The following is a 22,693-nucleotide window of genomic DNA, read 5'->3' as shown; positions in this document are numbered from 1 at the left end:
GGCCAGGGCAAAGGCCCCGACCCCGCCAACCGCCCGGCCAGGGCAGAGCCCCCGCCCGGGCCCCCCGACCCCGTAACCGCCCGGCCAGGGCACCGGCAAAATGGACAGACACCCCCCACCCCCCAGGAGCCCCCGCCGTGAGCCACCCCCCGCGGAAACCCGACACCCGCGCCCTGGCCACCGTCATGCACGCGGCGTTCTTCCTCCTCCTCGGCGCCTCCGTGGCCCGCTTCCTCCTCCGCCACCCCGGCGAACCCCGCACCCCCTGGATCATCGCCCTCAGCATCACCCTGGCCCTCCTCTACGTCCTCGGCCCCGCCGTGGGCGGCACCACAGCCACACCACCCCCCGCCCAGCAGACCCCCACCCAGCAGACCCCCACCCCCACCCACCGCCGGAGGCTCTGGCTGGGCCTCGTCGTAGCCACCTGGGTGGTCCTCGTCCTCCTCGCCCCCAGCTTCGCCTGGTGCGCCGTCCCCCTCTTCTTCACCGCCCTCCGCACCCTCCCCCCACGCGCCGCCGCAGCCCTCGTCACCGTCCTCACCGTCTTCGTCGTCGCCGCCCAGCTCAAGCTCTCCACCGCCTTCGACCCCAACCTCCTCCTCGCCCCACCCGCCATCGCCGCCCTCGCCACGGCCGTCTTCATCCACATGGAACGCCAGGCCCAGGCCCAACGCGCACTCATCGACGACCTCATCCGCACCCGCAGGGAACTGGCCGCCACCGAACGCCGCGAAGGCACCCTCGCCGAACGCCAGCGCCTGTCCATGGAGATCCACGACACCCTCGCCCAGCACCTGTCCAGCCAGCAGATGCTCCTCCAGGCCGCCGACCGCACCTGGGACACCGACCCCGCCACCGCCCGCGCCCACGTCCGCACCGCCACCGGCATCGCCGCCCGCGGCCTCGCCGAAGCCCGCCGCCTCGTCCACGACCTGGCCCCGCCCGAACTCGACAACGGCACCGGCCTCACCGACGCCCTGCGCGCCCTGGACGCCGGCCCCGACATCGAGGTCCGCTTCCACCTCGAAGGCACCCCCGCCCCACTCCCCGACCGCGCCGAATCCGCCCTGCTGCGCATCGCCCAGGGCGCCCTCGCCAACATCCGCGAACACTCCGGCGCCCGCACCGCCGCCCTCACCCTCAGCTTCCTCGGCGACCAGGTCGTCCTCGACATCGCCGACGACGGCACCGGCTTCCCCACCGCCCCCACCGGCACCCCGACCACCACCCCCACCGACCGCGGCCACGGCCTCCCCGCCATGCGCGCCCGCGTGCGCCAGCTCGGCGGAACCCTCACCATCGAATCCACCCCCGGCGAAGGCACCGTCCTCTCGGCCTCGATCCCCCTGGAGCCCACAGGATGACGACGATCCTCCTCTGCGACGACCACGTCGTCGTCCGCGCCGGCCTGCTCGCCCTGCTCGGCAGCGAACCCGACATCGAGGTCCTCGGCGAAGCCGGCAGCGGCGAGGAAGCCGTCGCCCTCGCCGCCAAGCTCCACCCCGACGTCGTCCTCATGGACCTCCAGCTCGGCGACGGCATCGACGGCGTCGAAGCCACCCGCCGCATCACCGCCCTCCCCCACCCCCCGCACGTCCTCGTCCTCACCACCTACGACACGGACGCCGACATCACCCGCGCCATCGGCGCCGGCGCCACCGGCTACCTCCTGAAAGCCGAACGCCCCGAAGAACTCTTCGCCGCCATCCACTCCGCCGCCGCCGGCCGCACCACCCTCTCCGCCCCCGTCGCCAGCCGCGTCATGGCCCACATGCGCGGCACCCGCCCCACCCTCACCGACCGCGAACTCGACATCCTCGGCCAGCTCGCCCGCGGCCTCGGCAACCGCGACATCGCCCGCGCCCTGTTCATCAGCGAAGCCACCGTCAAGACCCACCTGGGCCGCATCTACGACAAACTCGGCGTCGACACCCGCGCCGGCGCCGTGGCCGTGGCCAAGGAACAACGCCTCCTGCCGTCCTGACCACCCGCACCCCACCCGGCCGTGACACCATCGGCTACGTGCTCGACATCGGCTACTCCCTCTCCCGGCGCTTCCCCGACCCCCCGCAGACCGACTACCGCTCGGCGGACGTCCACACCCTGCGCCACGACCTCTTCTGCGGCGACGTCTACCTCGCCGACACCGAAAAGGACACCGAAGTGTCCACAGCCTGGGGATGGGTACCCGTACTCGACTTCGCCTGGGCCCTCTGCGACATCGTCGAACAACTCGACCAGGACCCCCGCGGCAGCCGCTCCTCCCAGAGCCGCTACGCCGAACTCGACTTCACCGAATCCAGCGACCGCATGCTCTTCGAACGCCGCTTCGGCTGGGTCGACATCGAAGCCGACTGGATGCCCCCGGAAGAAGACCCGCTGACCTTCAGCCACCGCCTCCTGCGCCGCGAAGCCCGCGACTTCCTCCACGACCTCATCGCCGACCTCGTCGACATGCACGAGGGCCTCGCCGACAACCCGGCCATCTGGACCCTCCAGGCCCGCTTCCCCCGCGTCCCCGCCTGACCGGTCACCCCGTCGCACCAGGAGGAACCATCAGGCTGCGCAACGTCACACCCGACGACCTCGACGCCTACATCCGCATGCGGTGCGACCCCGTCATGATGGCCGACCTCGGCGGCCCCCAGCCGCCCGAGGGCATGGAGGCCAAGGTCCGGCGGGACGCCGAACAAGCCGCATCCGACCTGGCCTGGATCAAGATGATCGTCCCCGACCCGGCCACCCCCGACGTGGTGGCCGGAACCGTGACCCTCTGGTCCCACGACACCCCCGACGGCCCCGTCTCCGAGATCGGCTGGATGGTCCTGCCCGAACACCAAGGCCGGAGCCTCGGCACACGCGCGGTCCGCACCCTCCTCGCACAAGCCCGCGACGCCGACCGCTGGGGCCCCATACACGCCTACCCCGCCACCGGCAACGCCGCCTCGAACGGCATCTGCCGCTCCGCCGGCTTCCACTTCGTCTCGGAAACCGACGTCCCGTTCGGCGGGCAGATCTTCCGCACCAACCACTGGCGCATCAACCCCAGGACAGACCTCACCTGACCCACCGGAGCGGGCCCCCTACCCCACCACCCGCACCCCCAGCTGCGCCGCGAACACCGGAGCCAGCTCGAACAACTGCGCCGGACTGATCACCGCCCCGGCCAAGGACTCCACCCCCCGCGCCACCCCCAGCTCCACCGCACCCCGCAGATCCACGTCCACCAGCCGCGCCCCCGCCACATCCACCCCCCGCAGCACACAGTCCCGGAACTCCACCCGCTCCAGCACCGCACCCCCGAAGTCAGGCTCCACCAGCACACACCCCTCGAACACCACGTCCCGCAGCCGCGCCTGCCGCAGGTTCAGGTAATCGATCTTGCCGCCCCGCACCAGGACCCGGTCCAGCACCGCCCCGTGCAACTGCACCCCACCCAACCGGGCGTCCACCAGCTCCACGTCCCGCAACGACGCCCCCGCCAGGTCCACCCCCACCCCCCGGACCCCCTCCAGCACCGAATCCAGCACCCGCACCTTCACCAGCCCGGCCCCGTCCAGCCCGCACCGCCGCAGCGCACAGTCCATGAACCGCGCCCCCACCGCCTCCTGCCCCGCCAGATCCAGATCGGCGAACTCCAACCCGTCGTAATCCCCGTCCGGCTCCAACCCACCCCCCTCCCACACCACCAGCTCCGGCAGCACCACCTCCGCACGCCTCGCCGCCTTCACCGACCGCCCGCCACCACGCCCGTTCCTCACCATCCGCCCATCGTCACCGACCCCACCGACAATCCGCCCCTTGACCTCAACCCCACTCGAGGTCACAGCCTGTCCCCATGACCGCCACCACCAGCACCACCATGAAGGCCGTCCGCCTCCACACCTTCGGCCCCGCCGAAAACCTCACCTACGAAACGACCCCCCGCCCCACCCCCGCCCCCGGCCAGGTCCGCATCAAGGTCGCCGCCGCCGGCGTCCACCTCCTCGACACCACCCTCCGCCAGGGCATCCAGGGACCACCCGCACCCCTCCCCGAACTCCCCACCATCCCCGGCCGCGAAATCGCCGGCACCGTCGACGCCCTCGGCCCCGGCACCGACCCCGCCTGGCTCGGCCGCACCGTCGTCACCCACCTCGGCTTCCACCCCGGCGGCTACGCCGAACACGCCGTCGCCGACACCACCCGCCTCCACCCCGTACCCGACGGCCTCGACCCCGCCGAAGCCGTCGCCATGATCGGCACCGGCCGCACCACCCTCGGCATCCTCCAGTTCGCCGACCTCGGCCCCCACACCACCGCCCTCGTCACCGCCGCCGCCGGAGGCATCGGCACCCTCCTCGTCCAATACGCCAAAAACGCCGGCGCCACCGTCATCGCCCTCGCCGGCGGCCCCGCCAAAACCGCCCTCGCCACCGCCAACGGCGCCGACCTCGCCCTCGACTACACCACCCCCGACTGGGCCGACACCCTCCGCGCCCACCACCCCCACGGCGCCACCCTCCTCTTCGACTCCGTCGGCGGCACCACCACCCGCACCGCCCTCACCCTCCTCGCCCCCGGCGCCCGCCACCTCGTCTACGGCTGGTCCAGCGGCACCCCCCACACCCCCACCCCCACCGAACGGGCCGACCTCGACGCCCGCCACATCACCACCCACCACACCCTCGGCCCCGCCATGCTCCAAGCCGTCGGCACCCCCGACCCCCTCCGCACCCTCGAAACCCGCGCCCTCACCGAAGCCGCCACCGGCCGCCTGCGCCCCACCCTCCAGCGCTACCCCCTCGCCGAAGCCGCCCGCGCCCACCACGACCTCGAAACCCGCGCCACCACCGGCAAGGTCATCCTCGAACCCTGACCGCCCCACACCACCCCCACACCACCCCCTCCCCACACCCGACACCCAGCCCACACCCCACCCCCAACCCACGACACCCCGTACCTGGACACCCCTCCCACACCCCCTGTACCAACACCCCCATGACGATCAACGGCGGGATCTCCTTCTGGTACGCCACCGACCAGACCCCCCACCAGCCACCCCGCGCCCCCCTCACCACCGACGCCACCGCCGACGTCGCCATCGTCGGAGGCGGCTACACCGGCCTGTGGACCGCCTACTACCTCAAACGCGCCGCCCCCGACCTCCGCGTCACCGTCCTCGAACAGAAGTTCTGCGGCTACGGCGCCTCCGGCCGCAACGGCGGCTGGCTCTACAACGGCATCGCCGGCCGCGACCGCTACGCCGCACTCCACGGCCACCAAGCCGCCCAGCGCCTCCAGCACGCGATGAACGACACCGTCACCGAGGTCATCGACGTCGCCGCCGCCGAATCCATCAACGCCGACATCCACCGCGGCGGCGTCCTCGAAGTCGCCCGGACCCCCGCCCAGCTCACCCGGCTCAAGGCCTTCCACGCCGCCGAACTCTCCTTCGGCGAAACCGACCGCGAACTCCACGACGCCACCGCCACCCGCGGCCGCATCGACATCGCCGACGCCGTCGGCTCCAGCTGGACCCCGCACGGCGCCCGCATCCACCCCCTCAAACTCCTCCGCGGCCTCGCCACCGCCTGCGAACACCTCGGCGTCGTCATCCACGAGTCCACCCCCGTCACCGAACTCGCCCCCCGCCGCGCCGTCACCCCCTACGGCACCCTCCGCGCCCCCTACGTCCTGCGCTGCACCGAAGGCTTCACCGCCTCCCTCAAGGGCCAGAAGCGCACCTGGCTCCCCATGAACTCCTCGATGATCGTCACGGCCCCCCTCCCCCCGTCCGTCTGGTCGGCGCTCAACTGGCAGGACGCCCCCCTCCTCGGCGACATGGCCCACGCCTACATGTACGCCCAGCGCACCGCCGACGACCGCATCGCCCTCGGCGGCCGCGGCGTCCCCTACCGCTTCGGCTCCCGCACCGACAACGACGGCCGCACCCAGCCGTCCACGATCACCGCCCTCACCGACCTCCTCACCACCTTCTTCCCCCTCCTCACCGGCACGGAGATCACCCACGCCTGGTCCGGCGTACTCGGCGTCCCCCGCGACTGGTGCGCCACGGTCACCCTGGACGCCACCACGGGCCTCGGCTGGGCCGGCGGCTACGTCGGCTCGGGCGTCGCCACGGCCAACCTCGCGGCCCGCACCCTCCGCGACCTGGTCCTGGGCGAATCCACGGCCCTGACCACCCTCCCCTGGGTCCACCACCGCGTCCGCCGCTGGGAACCGGAACCCTTCCGCTGGCTAGGCGTCCACACCCTCTACGCCGCCTACCGCGAAGCGGACCGCCACGAATCGAGAACCCACACCCCGAACACAACCCCCCTGGCCCACCTGGCCAACCGCATCTCGGGCCGCTCGTGACCGCCGCGGTCATCCGCGACACGCCCTGCCCCATGCCGAAGGCCCCGGACCAGGGCGGTCCGGGGCCTTCGGAAGCAGAGCCCCCTGTCGGATTCGAACCGACGACCTACGCTTTACAAGAGCGTTGCTCTGGCCAGCTGAGCTAAGGAGGCGGGGCCGCCATCACTCTACACAGCGCCCTCTGCCCGGGCCATCGCCTTGCCCCCGCCGCGCGCCCCCGGGGCTGCCCCGCCCCCGCCCACAATCCGTCGGGTCAGATTGCTGACAGAACCCCTCACACCGGGTAGCGTCGGGCCGAGTCCTGAATATTGGACTAGACCTTCCACTCGGATCGTCCGGCACGTTCCTGCCGGTAGAAGGGATGCATCACCATGGCTTCTGTCACCTTCGACAAGGCGACCCGCCTCTACCCCGGCGGCGACAAGCCCGCCGTCGACCAGCTGGAGCTGGAGATCGAGGACGGCGAGTTCCTCGTCCTCGTCGGCCCCTCCGGCTGCGGCAAGTCCACCTCGCTGCGCATGCTCGCCGGCCTGGAGGACGTCAACGGCGGTGCCATCCGCATCGGGGAGCGCGACGTCACGCACCTGCCGCCCAAGGACCGGGACATCGCGATGGTGTTCCAGAACTACGCGCTCTACCCCCACATGACCGTCGCCGACAACATGGGCTTCGCGCTCAAGATCGCCGGTGAGGACAAGGCCACCATCCGCCGCAAGGTGGAGGAGGCGGCCAAGATGCTGGACCTGACCCAATACCTCGACCGCAAGCCCAAGGCGCTCTCCGGCGGTCAGCGCCAGCGCGTCGCCATGGGGCGGGCCATCGTGCGCAAGCCGCAGGTGTTCCTCATGGACGAGCCGCTGTCGAACCTCGACGCCAAGCTGCGCGTGTCCACCCGTACGCAGATCGCCGCGCTCCAGCGCGACCTCGGCATCACCACCGTGTACGTCACGCACGACCAGGTCGAGGCCATGACCATGGGCGACCGGGTCGCGGTGCTCAAGGACGGCCTGCTGCAGCAGGTGGACACCCCGCGCAACATGTACGACCGGCCCGCGAACCTCTTCGTGGCCGGCTTCATCGGCTCCCCCGCCATGAACCTCGTCGAGGTGCCGATCACCGACGGCGGCGTGAAGTTCGGCGACAGCGTGGTGCCGGTGTCGCGCGAGGCGCTGTCGGCGGCGGCCGACGCGGGCGACAAGACCGTCACCGTCGGCGTGCGCCCCGAGCACTTCGACGTCGGCGAGACCGGCGGTCTGACGATCACGGTGAACGTCGTCGAGGAGCTGGGCGCCGACGGCTACGTCTACGGCAGCAAGGACGGCCAGGACATCGTGGTGCGCGTGGGCGGCCGCCAGGTGCCCGAGAAGGGTTCCTCGCTGCACGTGGTGCCCCGGGCCGGGGAGATGCACGTGTTCTCGACGTCGACCGGGGCGCGCCTGTCCGGCTGACGACCGATCGCACGCGGGAGGGAGGTTCCGTGAAGGGGCCTCCCTCCCGCGGCAGTTGTGGGTAGCGTTTCCCATGAACCCCGGCAGACCGGGCCATTCGGCCGCACGCGTCAACCTTTAAATCGAAAAGCCACGTCGAACCATCCCCCGACCGGGTGACTAAATGTCGCCAAATCCTCACCGAGCGCTACTCTCGCCCTCGTGACCCACACTGCCCGCCGAATCGGCCGTTCCCTCGCCCTGGTCCTGCCCGTCGTCCTGGTCCTGTCCGGGACCCTCGCGGTCACCATGGTCCCCTGGGCGGACAATTCGCCCTCCCAGATCCTGACCGCCTCCGCCGAGGACGTCTCCGTGCCCGCGAAGCCGCGTGCCGCGCAGGACGTGCTCCGTGACAAGCTGCTGAGCGAGCTGCAGCAGGGGGAGAACCCCGGTGTCGTGCTCGGGCACCTGCAGGAGCAGGTGAACGGTCGGCCGTCGCTCGCCGAGCACTGCATGGGCATCGCCCGGGCGCTCGGCCGGGCCGCCGTCGAGGCGTACGGGCCGACGAAGGCGCAGTCCTACTCGCGTCCGGTGTGTGACACCTCGTACGCGTCCGGGGTCGCGTCGATGGGCTGACGGGCCGATGCCCGTCGTGCCGTCCCTTCCGGTGCGGTGGCCGTCCTTACGCTGGCGGCCATGACCGAGATCCCTCCTCCCGCTGTACCTTCCACCGACCGCGCGGCCGCGTTCCCGGCCCCGCCCGTCCAGGCCGTCGTCCTGGCGGGGGGCCAGGGTTCGCGGCTGCGGCCGTATACGGACGACCGGCCGAAGCCGATGGTCGAGATCCCGGGGACGGGAGTGCCGATCATCGGGCACCAGTTGGCGTGGCTGGCGGCGGAGGGGGTGACGGACGCGGTGGTGTCGTGCGGGCACCTCGCGGGGGTGTTGCAGGAGTGGCTGGCGGGGGCGGTGCTGCCGTTGCGGGTGACGACGGTGGTGGAGGAGGAGCCGCTCGGCCGTGGGGGCGGGCTGAAGTACGCGGCTCGGCATCTGCCGTATCCGGACCGGGCGTGGTACGCGACGAACGGGGACGTGTGGACGCGGTTCCCGTTGCGGGAGATGGCGGCGTTCCACGCGGAGCGGGAGGCGGTGGCGACGCTGGCGCTGGCGCGGCCGCGGATTCCGTGGGGGGTGGTGGAGACGAACGAGTTCGGGCAGGTGCTGGACTTCGTGGAGGCGCCGCCGTCGCCGTATCCGGTGAATGCGGGGGTGTACGTGTTCGCGCCCGAATTCGCGGCGCTGCTGCCGGATTTGGGGGACCACGAGCGGACGACGTTCCCGCGGCTGGCGCGGGAGCGGCGGCTGGCGGGGTATCCGCTGCCGCAGGGGGCCTACTGGCGGGCGATCGACACGGCGAAGGATCTGGCGGAGGCTGCGCGGGAGTTGGGGGCTCAGGGGGCCGTCTGAGGCTTTTCGTAGGCCTGTTGGGGCGGTCGGTGCGCGGAGGCCGCGTATGCGTGCCGGGACGTGGCCGGGGCTGCGGGGCGGGCCGGGTTGCCGTACGTGGCGATGGACGCCCTGATGGGGCAGATCCGGGCCGTCGGGATGTTCGGGAGCTTCGCGGCGGTGGAGGAGCCGGCACGGGGGAAGGGCCCGGCGCGCGGTTCGCGTGCCGGGCCCTTCGTCGTGTCGGGGGTGTTCAGCCGAGGAGGCCGCCGACGAGGCCGGGCTTCTTGGCGGTGGTGTCGCTGCGGCTGCCCGAGGTGGCGGGGGGCTGCTGCGGGCTGGACTGCCGGGGGGTGCTGCTGCGGGGGCTCTGGCCGCTGCTGCCGCCCTTGCCGGCGGTGGGGGCGCCGGAGCCGGTGCCGGCGCTGTCCCGGGTGGGGGCGCCGCTGCCGGTGCGGCCGGACTTGGCGGCGGGTGCGGAGGCGGAGGCCGAGGCGGACGGGGAGGGCTGCTTGGAGGGCTGCTGCTTGGCCGGCCCGGTCTGCTGGTGGGCGGGGGGCTGCGGCAGGGGGCTGCCGGGGAGGTAGTTGCTGGGGGCCTGGCCGGGGCCGGGGACGGTGACGACGGTGCTGGAGCGGACGGCTCCGCCGAGGAGGGAGCCGATGAGGAGGGTGAGTCCGCAGACGACGGTGGCCATGACGGCGCCGCGGCGCAGGACGCGGCGGCGGAGCTGCCACATCTCGGAGCGGGGTCCGAGGGTGCGCCAGGCTTCGCCGGCGAGGCGTCCGTCGAGGGAGTAGACGGGGGCCCCGGCGATGATCAGCGGGCTCCAGGCGGCGAGGTAGATGATGTCGGGGGCGTCGTAGGCGGGGACGGTCTTCCAGCTGACGGTCATCAGCAGGGCGGCGGAGAGCAGGGCGCCGATGCAGGCGGCGAAGCGCTGCCAGAGGCCGAAGACGGTGAGGACGCCGACGAGGACCTGGAGGAAGGCGACGGTGAGTCCGGCGCCGACGGGGTGGGCGAGGGCGAAGTCGCGCAGGGGTTCGGCGAGGGCCCAGGGGTGGAGGGTGTGCAGCCAGGTGACCATGGAGCCGCGTTCGCCGCCGTCGAAGTAGACGGGGTCGCAGAGTTTGCCCATGCCGGCGTAGATGGAGATGAAGCCGAGGAAGACGCGCAGCGGGAGCAGCACGACGCCGAGGTTCATGCGGCGGCCGGGGTAGTAGGAGGCCTGGGCGCGGTTGTCGGCGGGGCGCCGGTTCTCGGTGCCGGGGCCGCCGTAGGGGGGCTGCTGTTCGTAGGGGTCGTACGGCTCGTGGGCCTGGCGCGGCTGGTCGGGTACGGCGCCCAGGGGGCGGGTTTCGTCGGGGTCGGCGTAGCTGCGCTGGCCGATGACGGTGGGGGTGGCGAGGGTGTCCTCGGTGAGGTCGCGTGCGAGGTCCACCCGGGGGATGGTCTGGGTGGCGCCGCCGTCGTAGTCGTCGTTGGCGCGTCCGGCTTCGCGGACGGCTTGGAGGAGTCCGCCGGTGGCCGCGGCGTCGCCGCCGGGGGCGGTCTTGCCGCTCCAGACGACGGGGGCGCGGCGGCGGGTGGCTCCGGCGGCCGCGACGGCTCCGACGGCCAGGACCGGTGCGCGGCCGGGGCCGGGGGCGTTCGCGGGCTTGGAACGCGCGCTCGGGCTCGGTGCGAGCCGCACGCGGAAGCTGGCGTGGTTGACGATGACCTGTGCGGGGTCGCACGGCACCTTGACCATGCTCAGCGCGGGCTGGTCGTCGAACCCTGACGTTCTGGTGTCCACACTCATCTAACCGAGTGATCAGTGTTTAGGACACTGCTTTGACGGCAGGGATCTGTCCGAGACCCGTCAAGATCAAGTCGCCCCGCCCGGAAGGGGCGGGGCGACACGCTCACGGGTCACGTCCGGTGGGCCGAGTGGATCAAGGCGGCGGCCCGGGGAGGCCCGTACGGCGGACGGGTCAGACGCGGCTCTGGGCGGCGCGGCGGCGGGCGGCCTCGTAGAGCACGACGCCCGCGGCGACGCCGGCGTTGAGGGACTCGGCGCCACCCGGCATGGGGATGCGGACGAGGTAGTCGCAGTTCTCGCCGACGAGGCGGCCGAGGCCCTTGCCCTCGGATCCGACCACGATGACGACGGGGCCGCCGAGGGCTTCGAGGTCCTGGACCTCGTGGGTGCCTTCCGCGGCGAGGCCGACGACGGCGATGCCGGCCTTCTTGTACTCCTGGAGGGCGCGGGTCAGGTTGGTGACGCGGGAGACCGGGGTGCGGGCGGCGGTGCCGGCGGAGGTCTTCCAGGCGCCGGCGGTCATGCCGGCGGCGCGGCGCTCGGGGATGACCACGCCGTGGCCGCCGAAGGCGGAGACGGAGCGGACGATGGCGCCGAGGTTGCGGGGGTCGGTGACGCCGTCGAGGGCGACGATGAGGGGTTCCTCGCCGTTGTCGTAGGCGGCGTCGGTGAGGTCCTCGGGGTGCGCGTACTCGTACGGCGGGACCTGGAGGACGAGGCCCTGGTGGTTGAGCCCGTTGGTCATGCGGTCGAGCTCGGGGCGGGGGGCTTCCATCAGGTTGATGTTGCCGCGTTCGCCGGCGAGCTTGAGGGCGTCGCGGACGCGCTCGTCGTTGTCGATGAACTGCTGCACGTAGAGGGTGGTGGCGGGGACGCCGTCGCGCAGGGCCTCGAAGACGGAGTTGCGGCCGACGACCATCTCGCTGCTGCCCTTGGGGCCGCCGCGGCGGGGGGCGGGGCGGCGCTTGGCGGCCTGGCGGGCCATGGCGTTGGCGATGCGGTTCGCCTTGTGCTTCTTGCGGTCCTCCGCCTTGGGCGTGGGGCCCTTGCCTTCCAGGCCCTTGCGCCGCTGGCCACCGCTGCCGATCGTCGCGCCCTTCTTGTTGGACGTGCGGCGGTTCCTGCGCTGGCTGTTCCCGGCCATGACCTCTACCTGTTTTCGTTCGTGCTGCGATATGTACGTATGAAGAGTGTGCCGCCCGGAAGGCCGAGCGGCACAACGGCGCTGGTCCGAGCGGGTCCGGTCCGGCTGTGGACCGGGCCCGCACGGGTCCGGATCAGGCCCGGGTCAGCGCGGGCCGAGGGTCCAGCGCGGACCGGTCGGGCTGTCCTCGATGACGAGGCCGGACTGCTGGAGCTGGTCGCGGATGGCGTCGGCGGTCGCCCAGTCCTTGCGGGCGCGGGCGGACTCGCGCTGGTCCAGGACGAGGCGTACGAGGGTGTCGACGGCGCCGTGCAGTTCCTCGCCGCGGTCGGACTCGCCGGCCCACTGGGGGTCGAGCGGGTCCAGGCCGAGGACGCCCAGCATGGCCCGCACCTCGGACAGGCGGGCGATGGCCGCGTCCTTGTCGTCGGCGGCGAGCGCGCTGTTGCCCTGGCGGACGGTGGTGTGGACGATCGCGAGGGCCTGGGGGACGCCCAGGTCGTCGTCCATCGCCTCGGCGAAGGCCGGCGGCACCTCGGCGGCGGCCTCGACGGGGCCGCCCGCCTTCTCGACCACGCGCTGGCAGAAGCCCTCGATGCGCGCGAACGCGGACTCGGCCTCGCGCAGCGCCTCCTCGCTGTACTCGATCATCGACCGGTAGTGCGGGGTGCCGAGGTAGTAGCGCAGGACGATCGGACGCCACTGCTTGACCATCTCGGAGACGAGGACCGAGTTGCCCAGGGACTTGGACATCTTCTCGCCGGACATGGTGACCCAGGCGTTGTGCACCCAGAAGTTGGCGAACTCGTCGCCGAAGGCCTTGGCCTGGGCGATCTCGTTCTCGTGGTGCGGGAAGATCAGGTCCAGGCCGCCGCCGTGGATGTCGAAGGCGGAGCCGAGGTACTTGTGGGCCATGGCGGAGCACTCCAGGTGCCAGCCGGGGCGGCCGCGGCCCCACGGGGTCTCCCAGGAGGGCTCGCCGGGCTTGGCGGCCTTCCACATGGCGAAGTCGCGGGAGTCGCGCTTGCCGGTCTCGCCCTCGGAGGAGGGCTGGAGGAGGTTGTCGAGCTCCTGGTTGGACAGCTCCAGGTAGCCGGGGAAGGAGCGCACGTCGAAGTAGACGTTGCCGTCCGCCTCGTAGGCGTGGCCGCGCTCGATGAGGCCGCGCATCATCTCGACCATCTCGGTGACGTGGCCGGTGGCGCGGGGCTCGTAGGTGGGCGGCAGGCAGCCGAGGGCGTCGTAGCCGTCGTTGAAGGCGCGCTCGTTCTCGTAGCCGATGGACCACCAGGGGCGGCCCTGGACGGCCGACTTGCTGATGATCTTGTCGTCGATGTCGGTGACGTTGCGGATGAAGGTCACGTCGTAGCCGCGGTAGGTGAACCAGCGGCGCATCATGTCGAAGTTGAGGCCCGAGCGGATGTGCCCGATGTGCGGCGCCGCCTGGACGGTGGCACCACAGAGGTAGATCGAGACGCAGCCCGGCGTGAGCGGGGTGAAGTCGCGGATCTGCCGGGCGCTGGTGTCGTACAGGCGAATAGTCACGGCATCCAGGGTAGTGCGCCTGTGGCAGTGCCCCGCGACCGTTTGAGGTCGCGGGGACGCTTTGTTGCCGAAGAGGTGACATCGGTCATCGGCGGCCTGACATCCGTAACGGCCGCCTCGTGGGCATACCCCGTACTCAGTCCCGGTTCGTCCGGTACACGAGGGCGGTGGCGATGGCGGCGAGGCCCTCGGCGCGGCCGGTGAGGCCGAGTCCGTCGGTGGTGGTGCCGGAGACGGAGACGGGGGCGCCCGCCGCGGCCGCGAGCGCCTTCTGCGCTTCTTCGCGCCGCTTGCCGATCTTCGGGCGGACGCCGATCACCTGGATCGCGATGTTGCCGATCTCGAAGCCCTCGGCGCGGACGATGCGGGCGGCCTCCGCCAGGAGGGTGACGCCGGCGGCGCCGGACCACTCGGGGCGGGAGGTGCCGAAGTGGGCGCCGAGGTCGCCGACGCCGGCGGCGGAGAAGAGGGCGTCGCAGGCGGCGTGGGCGGCGACGTCGCCGTCGGAGTGCCCGGCGAGCCCGTCCTCGCCCTCCCAGAGCAGACCGGCGCACCACAGCTCGCGGCCGGCCTCGAAGGCGTGCACGTCGGTACCGATGCCGACGAGCGGGATCAGCGGGGCGGCCGGGGTCTCGGCGCGTTCCTCGGAACCTGCGGGGCTAGTACGCATCGGTGGCCCTCCTGCGGGCGAGTACGGCCTCGGCGAGGACCAGGTCGAGGGGGCGGGTGACCTTGAAGGCCTCCTCGTGGCCGGGGACGACCACGACGGTGACCCCGGTGCGCTCCACCATCCCGGCGTCGTCGGTGGCGCCCTCGCCGGCGACCGCGATGGTGTCGTGCGCGTGCAGGAGGGTCTTCAGGTCGAAGCCCTGCGGGGTCTGCACGGCGCGCAGCCGGGCCCGCTCGGGGGTGCCGAGGACGGGCTCGGGCTCGCCGGGGCGGCCGGGCTCGACCTCCTTGACGGTGTCGGCCAGCGGCAGGGCGGGGACGACGGCGGGGGCGCCGTCGCGGACGGCTTCGACGACGGAGTCCACGGTGTCGACGGGGACCAGGGGGCGGGCCGCGTCGTGGATGAGGACGGAGGTGACGTCGGCCGGGAGGGCGTCCAGGCCGGCGCGCACGGATTCCTGGCGGGTGTCGCCGCCGGGGACGACGAGGACGTCGGTGCGCTCGGGCAGCGGATGCTCGTCGAGGAGGTGGCGCACTTCGGTGGCACCGTCGGGCGGGGCGACGACCACGACGAGGGACACCGCGCGGGAGCGGGCCATGGCGCGGACGGCGTGGACCAGCATCGGCGTCCCGCCGAGGGCCCGCAGGGCCTTGGGGGCGCCGGGGCCGAGGCGTACCCCGCGGCCGGCGGCCGGGATCACCGCGGCGGTGCGGTGGGGGCGGGATTCGTCAGACATCAGTAGCTCCGAGCCAGGTTTGTGACTTCGGCCGACATGGGTATGGCCTGGAGGGTGCCGGGTGCGACGCCCTCGCCCCTTCCGTGACGACCGGTCGAGCCGGCTGCCCGGACCCGGCACGCCAGGTGGAGTACGTGAGGTACGTGGAGTACGCGCACGTGGCCGCAGAGGCGGAAGCGGAAGCGGACGCAGACATGCCGCAGCGCCCGGCAACGGCCCCCTCGTGGAGGAGAGGGCCTGTCATCGGGCACCGCGGCACACTGTGATCACAGCGCTTGATCGAGATGCGTGAGCGTCAGGACGCGAGCACCTCGTCGAGGAGGGCCTCGGCCTTGTCCTCGTTCGTGTTTTCGGCGAGCGCGAGCTCGCTCACCAGAATCTGACGCGCCTTCGCGAGCATCCGCTTCTCACCAGCGGAAAGCCCACGCTCACGCTCACGACGCCACAGGTCGCGCACCACTTCGGCGACCTTGATGACATCGCCCGAAGCGAGCTTCTCCAGATTTGCCTTGTAGCGACGGGACCAGTTCGTGGGCTCTTCTGCGTACGGTGCGCGGAGCACCTCGAAGACCCGGTCCAGCCCGTCCTGGCCGACTACGTCGCGAACGCCGACGAACTCCGCATTGTCCGCAGGCACACGAACCGTCAGGTCGCCCTGGGCGACCTTGAGCACCAAGTAGGTCTTGTCCACGCCTTTGATCTGGCGAGTTTCGATGGCCTCGATCAGCGCGGCCCCGTGATGGGGATAGACCACGGTGTCGCCAACCTTGAACGTCATGTGACAGGTACCCCTTCCGTGGCTATCCAGGGTAACACGAGAACTGACTGTTATGAATGGCGTTTTCGCAGGTCAGGGCACATCTCGGGGCTTGACAACAGCGACACGAACGTGCTGCGGAAGGCTTCCGGAGGGGGGTATTCGCAGGTCGGAGGCGCTGTGCGGACCGGGCGAAACGACCACGTTACACCTGGCGGACGCACCCACGAGTGTGACGTACGTCCCGTTTTGCCGGGTTCCAGGACAGGAAACCGAAGTACTCCGTTCGACTGGCGGCCACGCGTACGGAGCGGGTTCCGGCCCAATCCTGAATTGATCACGGTCCGGCGTTCGACGGAATGCCTGAATTCGATCATCGGGGGACCCTCCGGCCCGATAGCGGAATGCAAGATCGCGCACGCGTGCGGCGCGGTGCGCCCGCTGCGGAGGGTCGGGTGCGGGGGCGGGGTGGCGGCTCGGTAACCTAAGCCCGCTGACACACCCTTAGGGCGGCTTTACCTCGGCCGCTCCGAGAGCCCACCGTCCCGTCCGTACGTCCAAGGAGTTGCCGCCGCCGTGAGCCGCAGCCTTCGACGCGGCGCCCTCGCCGCTTCCGCCGTAGTGTTCTCGCTCGCCTCGCTTGCCGCGTGCGGCGCGGGCAACGACGCGCAGACTCTCCAGATCAAGCCGGACAACGCCGCCGTCACCAAGGGCGACATCAAGGTCCAGAACGCCCTGGTGATCACCAAGGGCGACAAGGAGAAGAAGGGCCCGGCCTCCGTCTCGGCGACCCTCTTCAACTCCGGGAACAAGGACCAGACCCTCGACGCGATCACCCTGGCGGGTGGCAAGTCCAAGGTGACCCTGAAGGGCTCCGAGGGCTCGGGCAAGATCACCGTGCCCGCCGGCGGCTCCGTGGTCATCGGCGGCAAGGGCAACGCCTCCGCCGTCGTCGAGGGCGGCCGCGAGGCCGTCCAGAACGGCAACGTGCAGGAGATGACCTTCCAGCTCAGCACCGCCGGTGACGTGAAGCTCGAGGCCTACGTCGTCCCGGCCACCGGCATGTACGCCGGCTACGGCCCCACCGAGGCCCCGGCCGCGGGCGCCACCCCGGCCCCGTCCGGCTCGGGCTCCGCCTCCCCGTCGGGCAGCCCCTCCGGCTCCCCCTCCCCCTCGGGTTCCGCCTCCGCCGGCCCGTCGGGCTCCCCCGCGGCCTCGCCGTCGCACAGCGCCGGCCACTGACGCGGCGCACGCCAGGAACAAGGGAAGGGGCCCCCGCCGCATCGCGGCGGGGGGCCCGTCCCTTGTTCTCACGCCCGGCCGGGGTCTACGGCTCGAACTTGTAGCCCAGGCCGCGGACCGTGACCAGGTAGCGCGGGGCGCCGGGGTCGGGCTCGATCTTGGCGCGCAGGCGCTTGACGTGGACGTCGAGGGTCTTGGTGTCGCCGACGTAGTCCGCGCCCCACACCCGGTCGATCAGCTGCATGCGGGTCAGCACGCGGCCCGCGTTGCGCAGCAGCATCTCCAGCAGGTCGAACTCCTTGAGCGGCAGGTCCACCTTCGCCCCGCCGACCGTGACCACGTGCCGGTCCACGTCCATCCGCACCGGGCCGGCCTCCAGGGCCGCCGGGGTGACCTCCTCCGGCTCGCCGCGGCGGCGCAGGACCGCGCGGATGCGGGCGACCAGCTCGCGGGAGGAGAAGGGCTTCGTGACGTAGTCGTCGGCTCCTATCTCCAGCCCGACGACCTTGTCGATCTCGCTGTCCTTGGCGGTCACCATGATCACGGGGACGTTGGAGCGGCCGCGCAGCTGCCGGCAGACCTCGGTGCCCGGCAGGCCGGGCAGCATCAGGTCCAGGAGGACGAGGTCGGCGCCGTTGCGCTCGAACTCGTCGAGCCCGTCGGGCCCCGTCGCGGCGATCGCGACCTCGAAGCCTTCCTTGCGGAGCATGTAGGACAGGGCGTCGCTGAAGGATTCCTCATCCTCGACGACGAGCACTCGGGTCACGGAAGGACCTCCGGGGAGGGGACGACTGGTTCTGGGTCGAGCTGGGGTCGAGCGGGGCCGGAGGCCGGGGCGGGCTCCGGCCCGCCGGTGGCGTCCGGGGCGGGCGCCGGGGCCGGGGTGGCCGCCTCGGGGAGCCTCAGGGTGAACGTGGAGCCCTGGCCCTCGGAGCTCCACACCGACACCTCCCCGCCGTGCGAGGCCGCCACGTGCTTCACGATCGCGAGGCCCAGTCCGGTTCCGCCGGTGGCGCGGGAGCGGGCCGGGTCCACCCGGTAGAAGCGTTCGAAGACGCGTTCGCGGTCCTTCTCGGGGATGCCGATGCCCTGGTCGGTCACGGCTATCTCGATCAGGTCCCCGCCCGGCGCGGTCACCCGGCGGGCGGCGATCCCGACCCGGGTGCGGGCCGGGCTGTAGTTCACGGCGTTCTCCACCAGGTTGCCGAGGGCCGCGGCCAGCTGCCCCCGGTGTCCCCATACCCGCAGGTCGGCGGTGCCGCCGGCGGCCATGGTGATCTGCTTGGAGGTGGCCGTGTGCCGGCAGCGGTCGATGGCCTCCGCCACGAGCGTGTCCACCCGTACCGGCTCGGCGTCCTCCAGTGCCTCGTCGTTCTGCACCCGGGAGAGGTCGATGAGCTCCTGTACGAGGTTGATCAGGCGGGTGGCCTCGATCTGCATGCGGCCCGCGAAGCGGGTGACCGCCTCGGGGTCGTCCGCGGCGTCCATCACCGCCTCGGAGAGCAGGGAGATCGCGCCGACCGGGGTCTTCAGCTCGTGCGAGACGTTCGCGACGAAGTCGCGGCGCACCGCTTCGATGCGGCGGGCCTCGGTGAGGTCCTCGACCAGCAGGAGCACCAGCCGGGAGCCCAGCGGGGCGACGCGGGCGGAGACCGCGAGGGCCTCGCCGCGGCCGGTCCCGCGCCGGGGCAGGTCGAGCTCGATCTGGCGTATCTCACCGTCGCGGCGGGTGTCACGGGCCATGTGGAGCATGGGCTCCACGGCGAGCTTCCCGCCGCGGACCAGGCCCAGGGCGTAAGCCGCCGAGCTGGCCTTGACCACCGCGTCGCCCTCGTCGAGGACGACGGCGGAGGAGCGGAGTACGGAGAGCACCGTGTCCACGCCGGGCGGGAGCACCGCGTTGATGTCGGGGCGCATGGAGCTCCTCGTGGGGCGGGCTTGGTCGCGCTCGCTCCAGCGGAACGCCAGCATCGCGATCACACCGGTGCAGAGACCGGCGATCGCAGCAGCTGCGGCGACCGCCGCGTTCACGTCCATGTGTCCAGGTTAAGCAGCCTCGACGACACTTCCACAGCCGTTCGGGTGGCAGCTCGAACAGTCGTCGCCCAGAGTTCACCCTGACGACGGTGTTGATTCATTTGTGATGCCGGAGTCGGACGCGTTGGCGGCCGAACGTGTCAACGTGGGGCCCGACGGACCACACCGCAGCAGAAGGCAAGCAGGCAGGAGAAGGACACATGCGCGACGCGTACCACGAGGAACTGGACTCGATCGGAGAGAGCCTGGTCGAGATGGCCCGGCTCGTCGGTTCCGCGATCGGGCGGGCCACGACCTCCATGCTGGACGCCGACCTGAAGCTCGCCGAGAGCGTGATCGCCGCCGACCAGAAGGTCGACGACCTCCAGCACGACCTGGAGGCGCGCGCCATCGCCCTGCTGGCCCGCCAGCAGCCGGTCGCCACGGACCTGCGCATCGTCGTCACCTCGCTGCGCATGAGCGCCGACCTGGAGCGCTCCGGCGACCTGGCGCAGCACGTGGCGAAGCTGGCCCGGCTGCGGTTCCCGGACCGCGCGGTGCCGCGCGACCTGCACGCGACGATCCTGGAGATGGGACAGCTGGCGCAGCGCCTGATGGCGAAGGCGGCCGAGGTCATCATCACGAAGGACGTCGACCTGGCCCTCCAGCTGGAGCAGGACGACGACGAGATGGACCAGCTGCACCGCACCCTCTTCCAGCACCTGATGGACGACCGCTGGAAGCACGGCATCGAGACGGCCGTGGACGTGACCCTGCTGGGCCGCTACTACGAGCGGTTCGCGGACCACGCGGTGTCGGTGGCCAAGCGCGTCGTGTACCTGGTGACGGGCGAGCACGCGGACGAGCTGCAGCAGCCGACGCAGGTCGAGGGCGTCTGACCGCCGCTCCGACCGCTCCGGCGTTCCGCGCCCCTGCGGGGCCCCAATGCGCCGTTGACGCGCCGCTGTGGCTGGGCATGAATGAGGCGAAGGCACTGCGCCGTCCTGTACGACGTCCCGTACGCCGCCTGCGAGGAGGATCCATGCCCGATTCCCCCGTCCCCATCACCCCGGAGCAGGAGCAGCCGCCCCGTCCGGAGCCCCTGCGCCTGCCCCTGCTCGCGGCCTGTGGCTGCGGCTCAGGCTGCGGCTGCGGCTGCCAGTCCGGCGCCCCCTGCCAGTGCGGGGGCTGACGGCCCCGGCCGCCGCCCGCACCACCACGGAAGGGCCCCGTCCGACGTACCGGACGGGGCCCTTTCGCGTGTGCGTGAGGACTACTTCTTGCCCTGGTTCTTGACGGCCTCGATGGCGGCCGCGGCGGCCTCCGGGTCGAGGTAGGTGCCGCCCGGGGTGAGGGGCTTGAAGTCGGCGTCGAGCTCGTAGGAGAGCGGGATGCCGGTGGGGATGTTCAGGCCCGCGATGTCGGCGTCGGAGATGCCGTCGAGGTGCTTGACCAGGGCGCGCAGGGAGTTGCCGTGCGCGGCGACCAGGACGGTGTGGCCGTCGAGGAGGTCCGGGACGATCGAGTCGTACCAGTACGGGAGCATGCGGACGACGACGTCCTTGAGGCACTCGGTGCGCGGGCGCAGCTCCGGCGGGATGGAGGCGTAGCGCGGGTCCGCGGACTGGGAGAACTCGGTGCCGTCCTCGAGGGCCGGAGGCGGGGTGTCGTACGAGCGGCGCCACAGCATGAACTGCTCCTCGCCGAACTCGGCGAGGGTCTGGGCCTTGTCCTTGCCCTGGAGGGCACCGTAGTGGCGCTCGTTCAGGCGCCAGGAGCGGTGGACGGGGATCCAGTGGCGGTCGGCGGACTCAAGGGCCAGCTGCGCGGTGCGGATGGCGCGCTTCTGGAGGGAGGTGTGCACGACGTCGGGGAGCAGGCCGGCGTCCTTGAGCAGCTCACCGCCGCGGACCGCCTCCTTCTCGCCCTTCTCGTTGAGGTTGACGTCCACCCAGCCGGTGAACAGGTTCTTCGCGTTCCATTCGCTCTCGCCGTGGCGGAGGAGGATCAGCTTGTACGGTGCGTCGGCCATGCGTACGAGCCTAGTGGACGGCCGGGGGCGCCCGCGCGCGGTCCTGGGGCGGGCCGGCGGTGGGGTCGATTGACGGCGGGCGTCAATTGAGTGGCGGGCCGCGAGCCCCTCTCGTAATGTGCCGGACGGATCAGCGACTCTTACACCGCCCGGGGGAATCCTTATGTCCGTTGCCCGTTTGAGCCGTGCCGCCCGGGAGAGCGTCGCGGGTCTGCCACGCGCGTTCTGGTGGTTGTGGGCCAGCACGCTCGTCAACCGGCTCGGGGCCTTCGTCGCCACGTTCATGACCTTGTACCTGACCCTGGAGCGGGGCTACTCGGCCTCCTTCGCGGGACTGGTGGCCGCCCTGCACGGGCTGGGCGGGGTCGTCTCCTCGCTGGGGGCGGGGGTGATGACCGACCGGCTGGGGCGGCGGCCGACGATGCTGGTGGCGCAGGTGTCCACGGCGGGCACGGTGGCGCTTCTGGGGTTCATGGAGCACCCGGCGGCGATCGCGGCGGTGGCGCTGCTGGTGGGGATGGCCTCGAACGCCTCCCGCCCGGCGGTCCAGGCGATGATGGCCGACATCGTCCGGCCCGAGGACCGGGTACGGGCCTTCGCGCTGAACTACTGGGCCATCAACCTGGGCTTCGCGGTGAGCTCGGTGGCGGCGGGGCTGGTCGCCGAGTACAGCTACCTGGCGGGGTTCCTGGGCGAGGCGGCGCTGACGCTGCTGTGCGCGGTGCTGGTGTTCGTGAAGCTGCCGGAGTCGCGGCCGGCGGTGGACGCGGGTCCTGTCGCGCAGGCGGCGCCCGAGGTCGGGCTGGGGACCGTGCTGCGGGACGGGCGGTTCATGGGGGTCGTGGGGCTGTCGTTCCTGATCTCCCTGATCTTCACGCAGGGCTCGGTGGGCCTGCCGGTGGCGATGGGCGCGGCCGGGTTCTCGCCTGGCGACTACGGGCTGGTCGTCGCGGTGAACGGGGTGCTGATCGTGGCGCTCCAGCTGCCGGTGACCCGGCTCATCGAGCACCGGGACCCGCGGCGGCTGCTGGTGGTCTCGGCGCTGCTGGCGGGGTACGGGTTCGCGATGACGGCGTTCGCGGGGCCGCTGTGGGCGTACGCGCTGACGGTGTGCGTGTGGACGCTGGCGGAGATCGTGAACTCGCCGACGCAGATGGGGCTGGTGGTGCAGCTGTCGCCGGTGCACGGGCGTGGGCGGTACCAGGGGATGTACACGATGTCCTGGTCGGTGGCCTCGCTGGTGGCTCCGCTGATGTCGGGCCTGGTGATCGACGGCTGGGGGGCCGGGTGGCTGTGGGCGACGACGGGCGTCCTGGGGACGGTGGCGGCCGGGGGGTACCGGGTCCTGATGCGGGGCCTGCCGGGGGCGGCCGGCGCCGCCTCCTCCGGGGGGTCGGCCGGCGGTACCGGGGCGGCGTCTGCCGAGGCCGGTGCCGGCGGGGGTGCGGCCGGGCCGGTGGCGGCCCCTGCCGAGGCGTAGGCCCGCCCCCTGCCTGGGGGCTCCGCCCCCAGAC

General features: G+C 72.1%; 23 protein-coding genes and 1 tRNA gene. 13 read left to right on the top strand and 11 right to left on the bottom strand.

Features of this window, described 5'->3' with window-relative positions:
• The first annotated feature begins 185 nt into the window (after nt 1–185).
• From ACFVXK_RS26510 to ACFVXK_RS26495, 4 genes are read left to right on the top strand one after another with little or no spacing between them, the layout of a single operon-like run.
• The gene (locus ACFVXK_RS26510; protein ID WP_389615742.1) at nt 186–1,367 is read left to right on the top strand and encodes a sensor histidine kinase; all 1,182 of its coding nucleotides are present in this window, start codon (nt 186–188) and stop codon (nt 1,365–1,367) included.
• The gene (locus ACFVXK_RS26505; protein WP_389615736.1) at nt 1,364–1,987 is read left to right on the top strand and encodes a response regulator; all 624 of its coding nucleotides are present in this window, start codon (nt 1,364–1,366) and stop codon (nt 1,985–1,987) included. The genes ACFVXK_RS26510 and ACFVXK_RS26505 overlap by 4 nt, the downstream gene beginning before the upstream one ends.
• Before the next feature lie 38 nt (nt 1,988–2,025).
• Nucleotides 2,026–2,529, top strand: coding sequence for a hypothetical protein (locus ACFVXK_RS26500; RefSeq protein WP_389615734.1), 504 nt, complete (start codon nt 2,026–2,028; stop codon nt 2,527–2,529).
• Between the two features lie 29 nt (nt 2,530–2,558).
• A complete protein-coding gene (locus ACFVXK_RS26495; RefSeq protein ID WP_389615740.1) occupies nt 2,559–3,068 on the top strand; it encodes a GNAT family N-acetyltransferase in 510 nt (169 codons plus the stop codon).
• Nucleotides 3,069–3,086: 18 nt separating this feature from the next.
• On the opposite strand, the gene ACFVXK_RS26490 is transcribed toward ACFVXK_RS26495, so the two are convergent.
• Complete coding sequence (locus ACFVXK_RS26490; RefSeq protein ID WP_389615732.1) at nt 3,087–3,767, bottom strand: pentapeptide repeat-containing protein; 681 nt, start codon at nt 3,765–3,767, stop codon at nt 3,087–3,089.
• Between the two features lie 98 nt (nt 3,768–3,865).
• Here ACFVXK_RS26490 and ACFVXK_RS26485 point away from each other — a divergent pair, with 98 nt between their 5' ends.
• Both ACFVXK_RS26485 and ACFVXK_RS26480 read left to right on the top strand, forming a co-directional pair.
• Entirely contained in the window at nt 3,866–4,861 is a 996-nt protein-coding gene (locus ACFVXK_RS26485) for a zinc-binding dehydrogenase (protein ID WP_389615738.1), read from the top strand.
• A gap of 122 nt (nt 4,862–4,983) precedes the next feature.
• Complete coding sequence (locus ACFVXK_RS26480; RefSeq protein ID WP_389615730.1) at nt 4,984–6,363, top strand: NAD(P)/FAD-dependent oxidoreductase; 1,380 nt, start codon at nt 4,984–4,986, stop codon at nt 6,361–6,363.
• Nucleotides 6,364–6,441: 78 nt separating this feature from the next.
• Here ACFVXK_RS26480 and ACFVXK_RS26475 read toward each other — a convergent pair.
• A tRNA-Thr gene (locus ACFVXK_RS26475) sits at nt 6,442–6,515 on the bottom strand.
• Nucleotides 6,516–6,734: 219 nt separating this feature from the next.
• Between ACFVXK_RS26475 and ACFVXK_RS26470 the strand changes: the two genes are divergently transcribed.
• The 3 genes from ACFVXK_RS26470 to ACFVXK_RS26460 all read left to right on the top strand — a co-directional run bounded on the left by ACFVXK_RS26470 (nt 6,735) and on the right by ACFVXK_RS26460 (nt 9,257).
• Nucleotides 6,735–7,811 carry an ABC transporter ATP-binding protein gene (locus ACFVXK_RS26470; RefSeq protein WP_389615728.1) on the top strand — a complete coding sequence of 359 codons (1,077 nt, stop codon included), beginning with the start codon at nt 6,735–6,737 and terminating at the stop codon, nt 7,809–7,811.
• Nucleotides 7,812–8,012: 201 nt separating this feature from the next.
• A complete protein-coding gene (locus tag ACFVXK_RS26465) occupies nt 8,013–8,426 on the top strand; it encodes a hypothetical protein (RefSeq protein WP_042816721.1) in 414 nt (137 codons plus the stop codon).
• Nucleotides 8,427–8,486: 60 nt separating this feature from the next.
• Entirely contained in the window at nt 8,487–9,257 is a 771-nt protein-coding gene (locus ACFVXK_RS26460; protein ID WP_389615726.1) for an NDP-sugar synthase, read from the top strand.
• A gap of 232 nt (nt 9,258–9,489) precedes the next feature.
• On the opposite strand, the gene ACFVXK_RS26455 is transcribed toward ACFVXK_RS26460, so the two are convergent.
• The 6 genes from ACFVXK_RS26455 to ACFVXK_RS26430 form a co-directional block, all read right to left on the bottom strand.
• Nucleotides 9,490–11,037: a DoxX family protein gene (locus ACFVXK_RS26455; RefSeq protein WP_389615724.1), complete on the bottom strand. Its 1,548-nt coding sequence runs from the start codon at nt 11,035–11,037 to the stop codon at nt 9,490–9,492.
• Between the two features lie 172 nt (nt 11,038–11,209).
• Nucleotides 11,210–12,181 (bottom strand): 23S rRNA (guanosine(2251)-2'-O)-methyltransferase RlmB, encoded by a 972-nt coding sequence (gene rlmB / locus ACFVXK_RS26450; protein ID WP_389615722.1) that lies wholly within the window; start codon nt 12,179–12,181, stop codon nt 11,210–11,212.
• A 144-nt stretch (nt 12,182–12,325) separates the two neighbouring features.
• Complete coding sequence (cysS, locus tag ACFVXK_RS26445) at nt 12,326–13,726, bottom strand: cysteine--tRNA ligase (protein ID WP_389615720.1); 1,401 nt, start codon at nt 13,724–13,726, stop codon at nt 12,326–12,328.
• Between the two features lie 136 nt (nt 13,727–13,862).
• Nucleotides 13,863–14,396 carry a 2-C-methyl-D-erythritol 2,4-cyclodiphosphate synthase gene (gene ispF, locus ACFVXK_RS26440; protein WP_389615718.1) on the bottom strand — a complete coding sequence of 178 codons (534 nt, stop codon included), beginning with the start codon at nt 14,394–14,396 and terminating at the stop codon, nt 13,863–13,865.
• Complete coding sequence (gene ispD / locus ACFVXK_RS26435; RefSeq protein WP_389615716.1) at nt 14,386–15,132, bottom strand: 2-C-methyl-D-erythritol 4-phosphate cytidylyltransferase; 747 nt, start codon at nt 15,130–15,132, stop codon at nt 14,386–14,388. The genes ispF and ispD overlap by 11 nt, the downstream gene beginning before the upstream one ends.
• Before the next feature lie 295 nt (nt 15,133–15,427).
• Nucleotides 15,428–15,910 carry a CarD family transcriptional regulator gene (locus ACFVXK_RS26430; RefSeq protein ID WP_003953493.1) on the bottom strand — a complete coding sequence of 161 codons (483 nt, stop codon included), beginning with the start codon at nt 15,908–15,910 and terminating at the stop codon, nt 15,428–15,430.
• A gap of 555 nt (nt 15,911–16,465) precedes the next feature.
• On the opposite strand from ACFVXK_RS26430, the gene ACFVXK_RS26425 reads away from it, so the two are divergent.
• The gene (locus ACFVXK_RS26425) at nt 16,466–17,131 is read left to right on the top strand and encodes a DUF461 domain-containing protein (RefSeq protein WP_389615714.1); all 666 of its coding nucleotides are present in this window, start codon (nt 16,466–16,468) and stop codon (nt 17,129–17,131) included.
• An 85-nt stretch (nt 17,132–17,216) separates the two neighbouring features.
• Here ACFVXK_RS26425 and ACFVXK_RS26420 read toward each other — a convergent pair whose 3' ends face one another.
• Both ACFVXK_RS26420 and ACFVXK_RS26415 read right to left on the bottom strand, forming a co-directional pair.
• Entirely contained in the window at nt 17,217–17,897 is a 681-nt protein-coding gene (locus ACFVXK_RS26420) for a response regulator transcription factor (protein ID WP_042813788.1), read from the bottom strand.
• Nucleotides 17,894–19,168, bottom strand: a complete 1,275-nt coding sequence (locus tag ACFVXK_RS26415; RefSeq protein ID WP_389615711.1) for a sensor histidine kinase — start codon at nt 19,166–19,168, stop codon at nt 17,894–17,896. Before ACFVXK_RS26415 ends, ACFVXK_RS26420 begins: the two co-directional genes overlap by 4 nt.
• A 200-nt stretch (nt 19,169–19,368) precedes the next feature.
• Here ACFVXK_RS26415 and phoU point away from each other — a divergent pair, with 200 nt between their 5' ends.
• Nucleotides 19,369–20,046 (top strand): phosphate signaling complex protein PhoU, encoded by a 678-nt coding sequence (gene phoU / locus ACFVXK_RS26410; protein WP_344162630.1) that lies wholly within the window; start codon nt 19,369–19,371, stop codon nt 20,044–20,046.
• Between the two features lie 143 nt (nt 20,047–20,189).
• Nucleotides 20,190–20,339, top strand: coding sequence for a hypothetical protein (locus ACFVXK_RS26405; RefSeq protein WP_167344738.1), 150 nt, complete (start codon nt 20,190–20,192; stop codon nt 20,337–20,339).
• Nucleotides 20,340–20,420: 81 nt separating this feature from the next.
• Here the strand turns inward: ACFVXK_RS26405 and ACFVXK_RS26400 are convergent, their stop codons facing one another.
• Nucleotides 20,421–21,179, bottom strand: a complete 759-nt coding sequence (locus ACFVXK_RS26400) for a phosphoglyceromutase (protein ID WP_389615708.1) — start codon at nt 21,177–21,179, stop codon at nt 20,421–20,423.
• A gap of 163 nt (nt 21,180–21,342) precedes the next feature.
• On the opposite strand from ACFVXK_RS26400, the gene ACFVXK_RS26395 reads away from it, so the two are divergent.
• Entirely contained in the window at nt 21,343–22,659 is a 1,317-nt protein-coding gene (locus tag ACFVXK_RS26395; RefSeq protein ID WP_389615706.1) for an MDR family MFS transporter, read from the top strand.
• Nucleotides 22,660–22,693: the final 34 nt, after the last annotated feature.

The sequence above is a fragment of the Streptomyces sp. NPDC058157 genome, assembly GCF_042884105.1.
Classification (GTDB): domain Bacteria; phylum Actinomycetota; class Actinomycetes; order Streptomycetales; family Streptomycetaceae; genus Streptomyces.
This window is presented reverse-complemented; position numbering and strand designations above follow the sequence as displayed.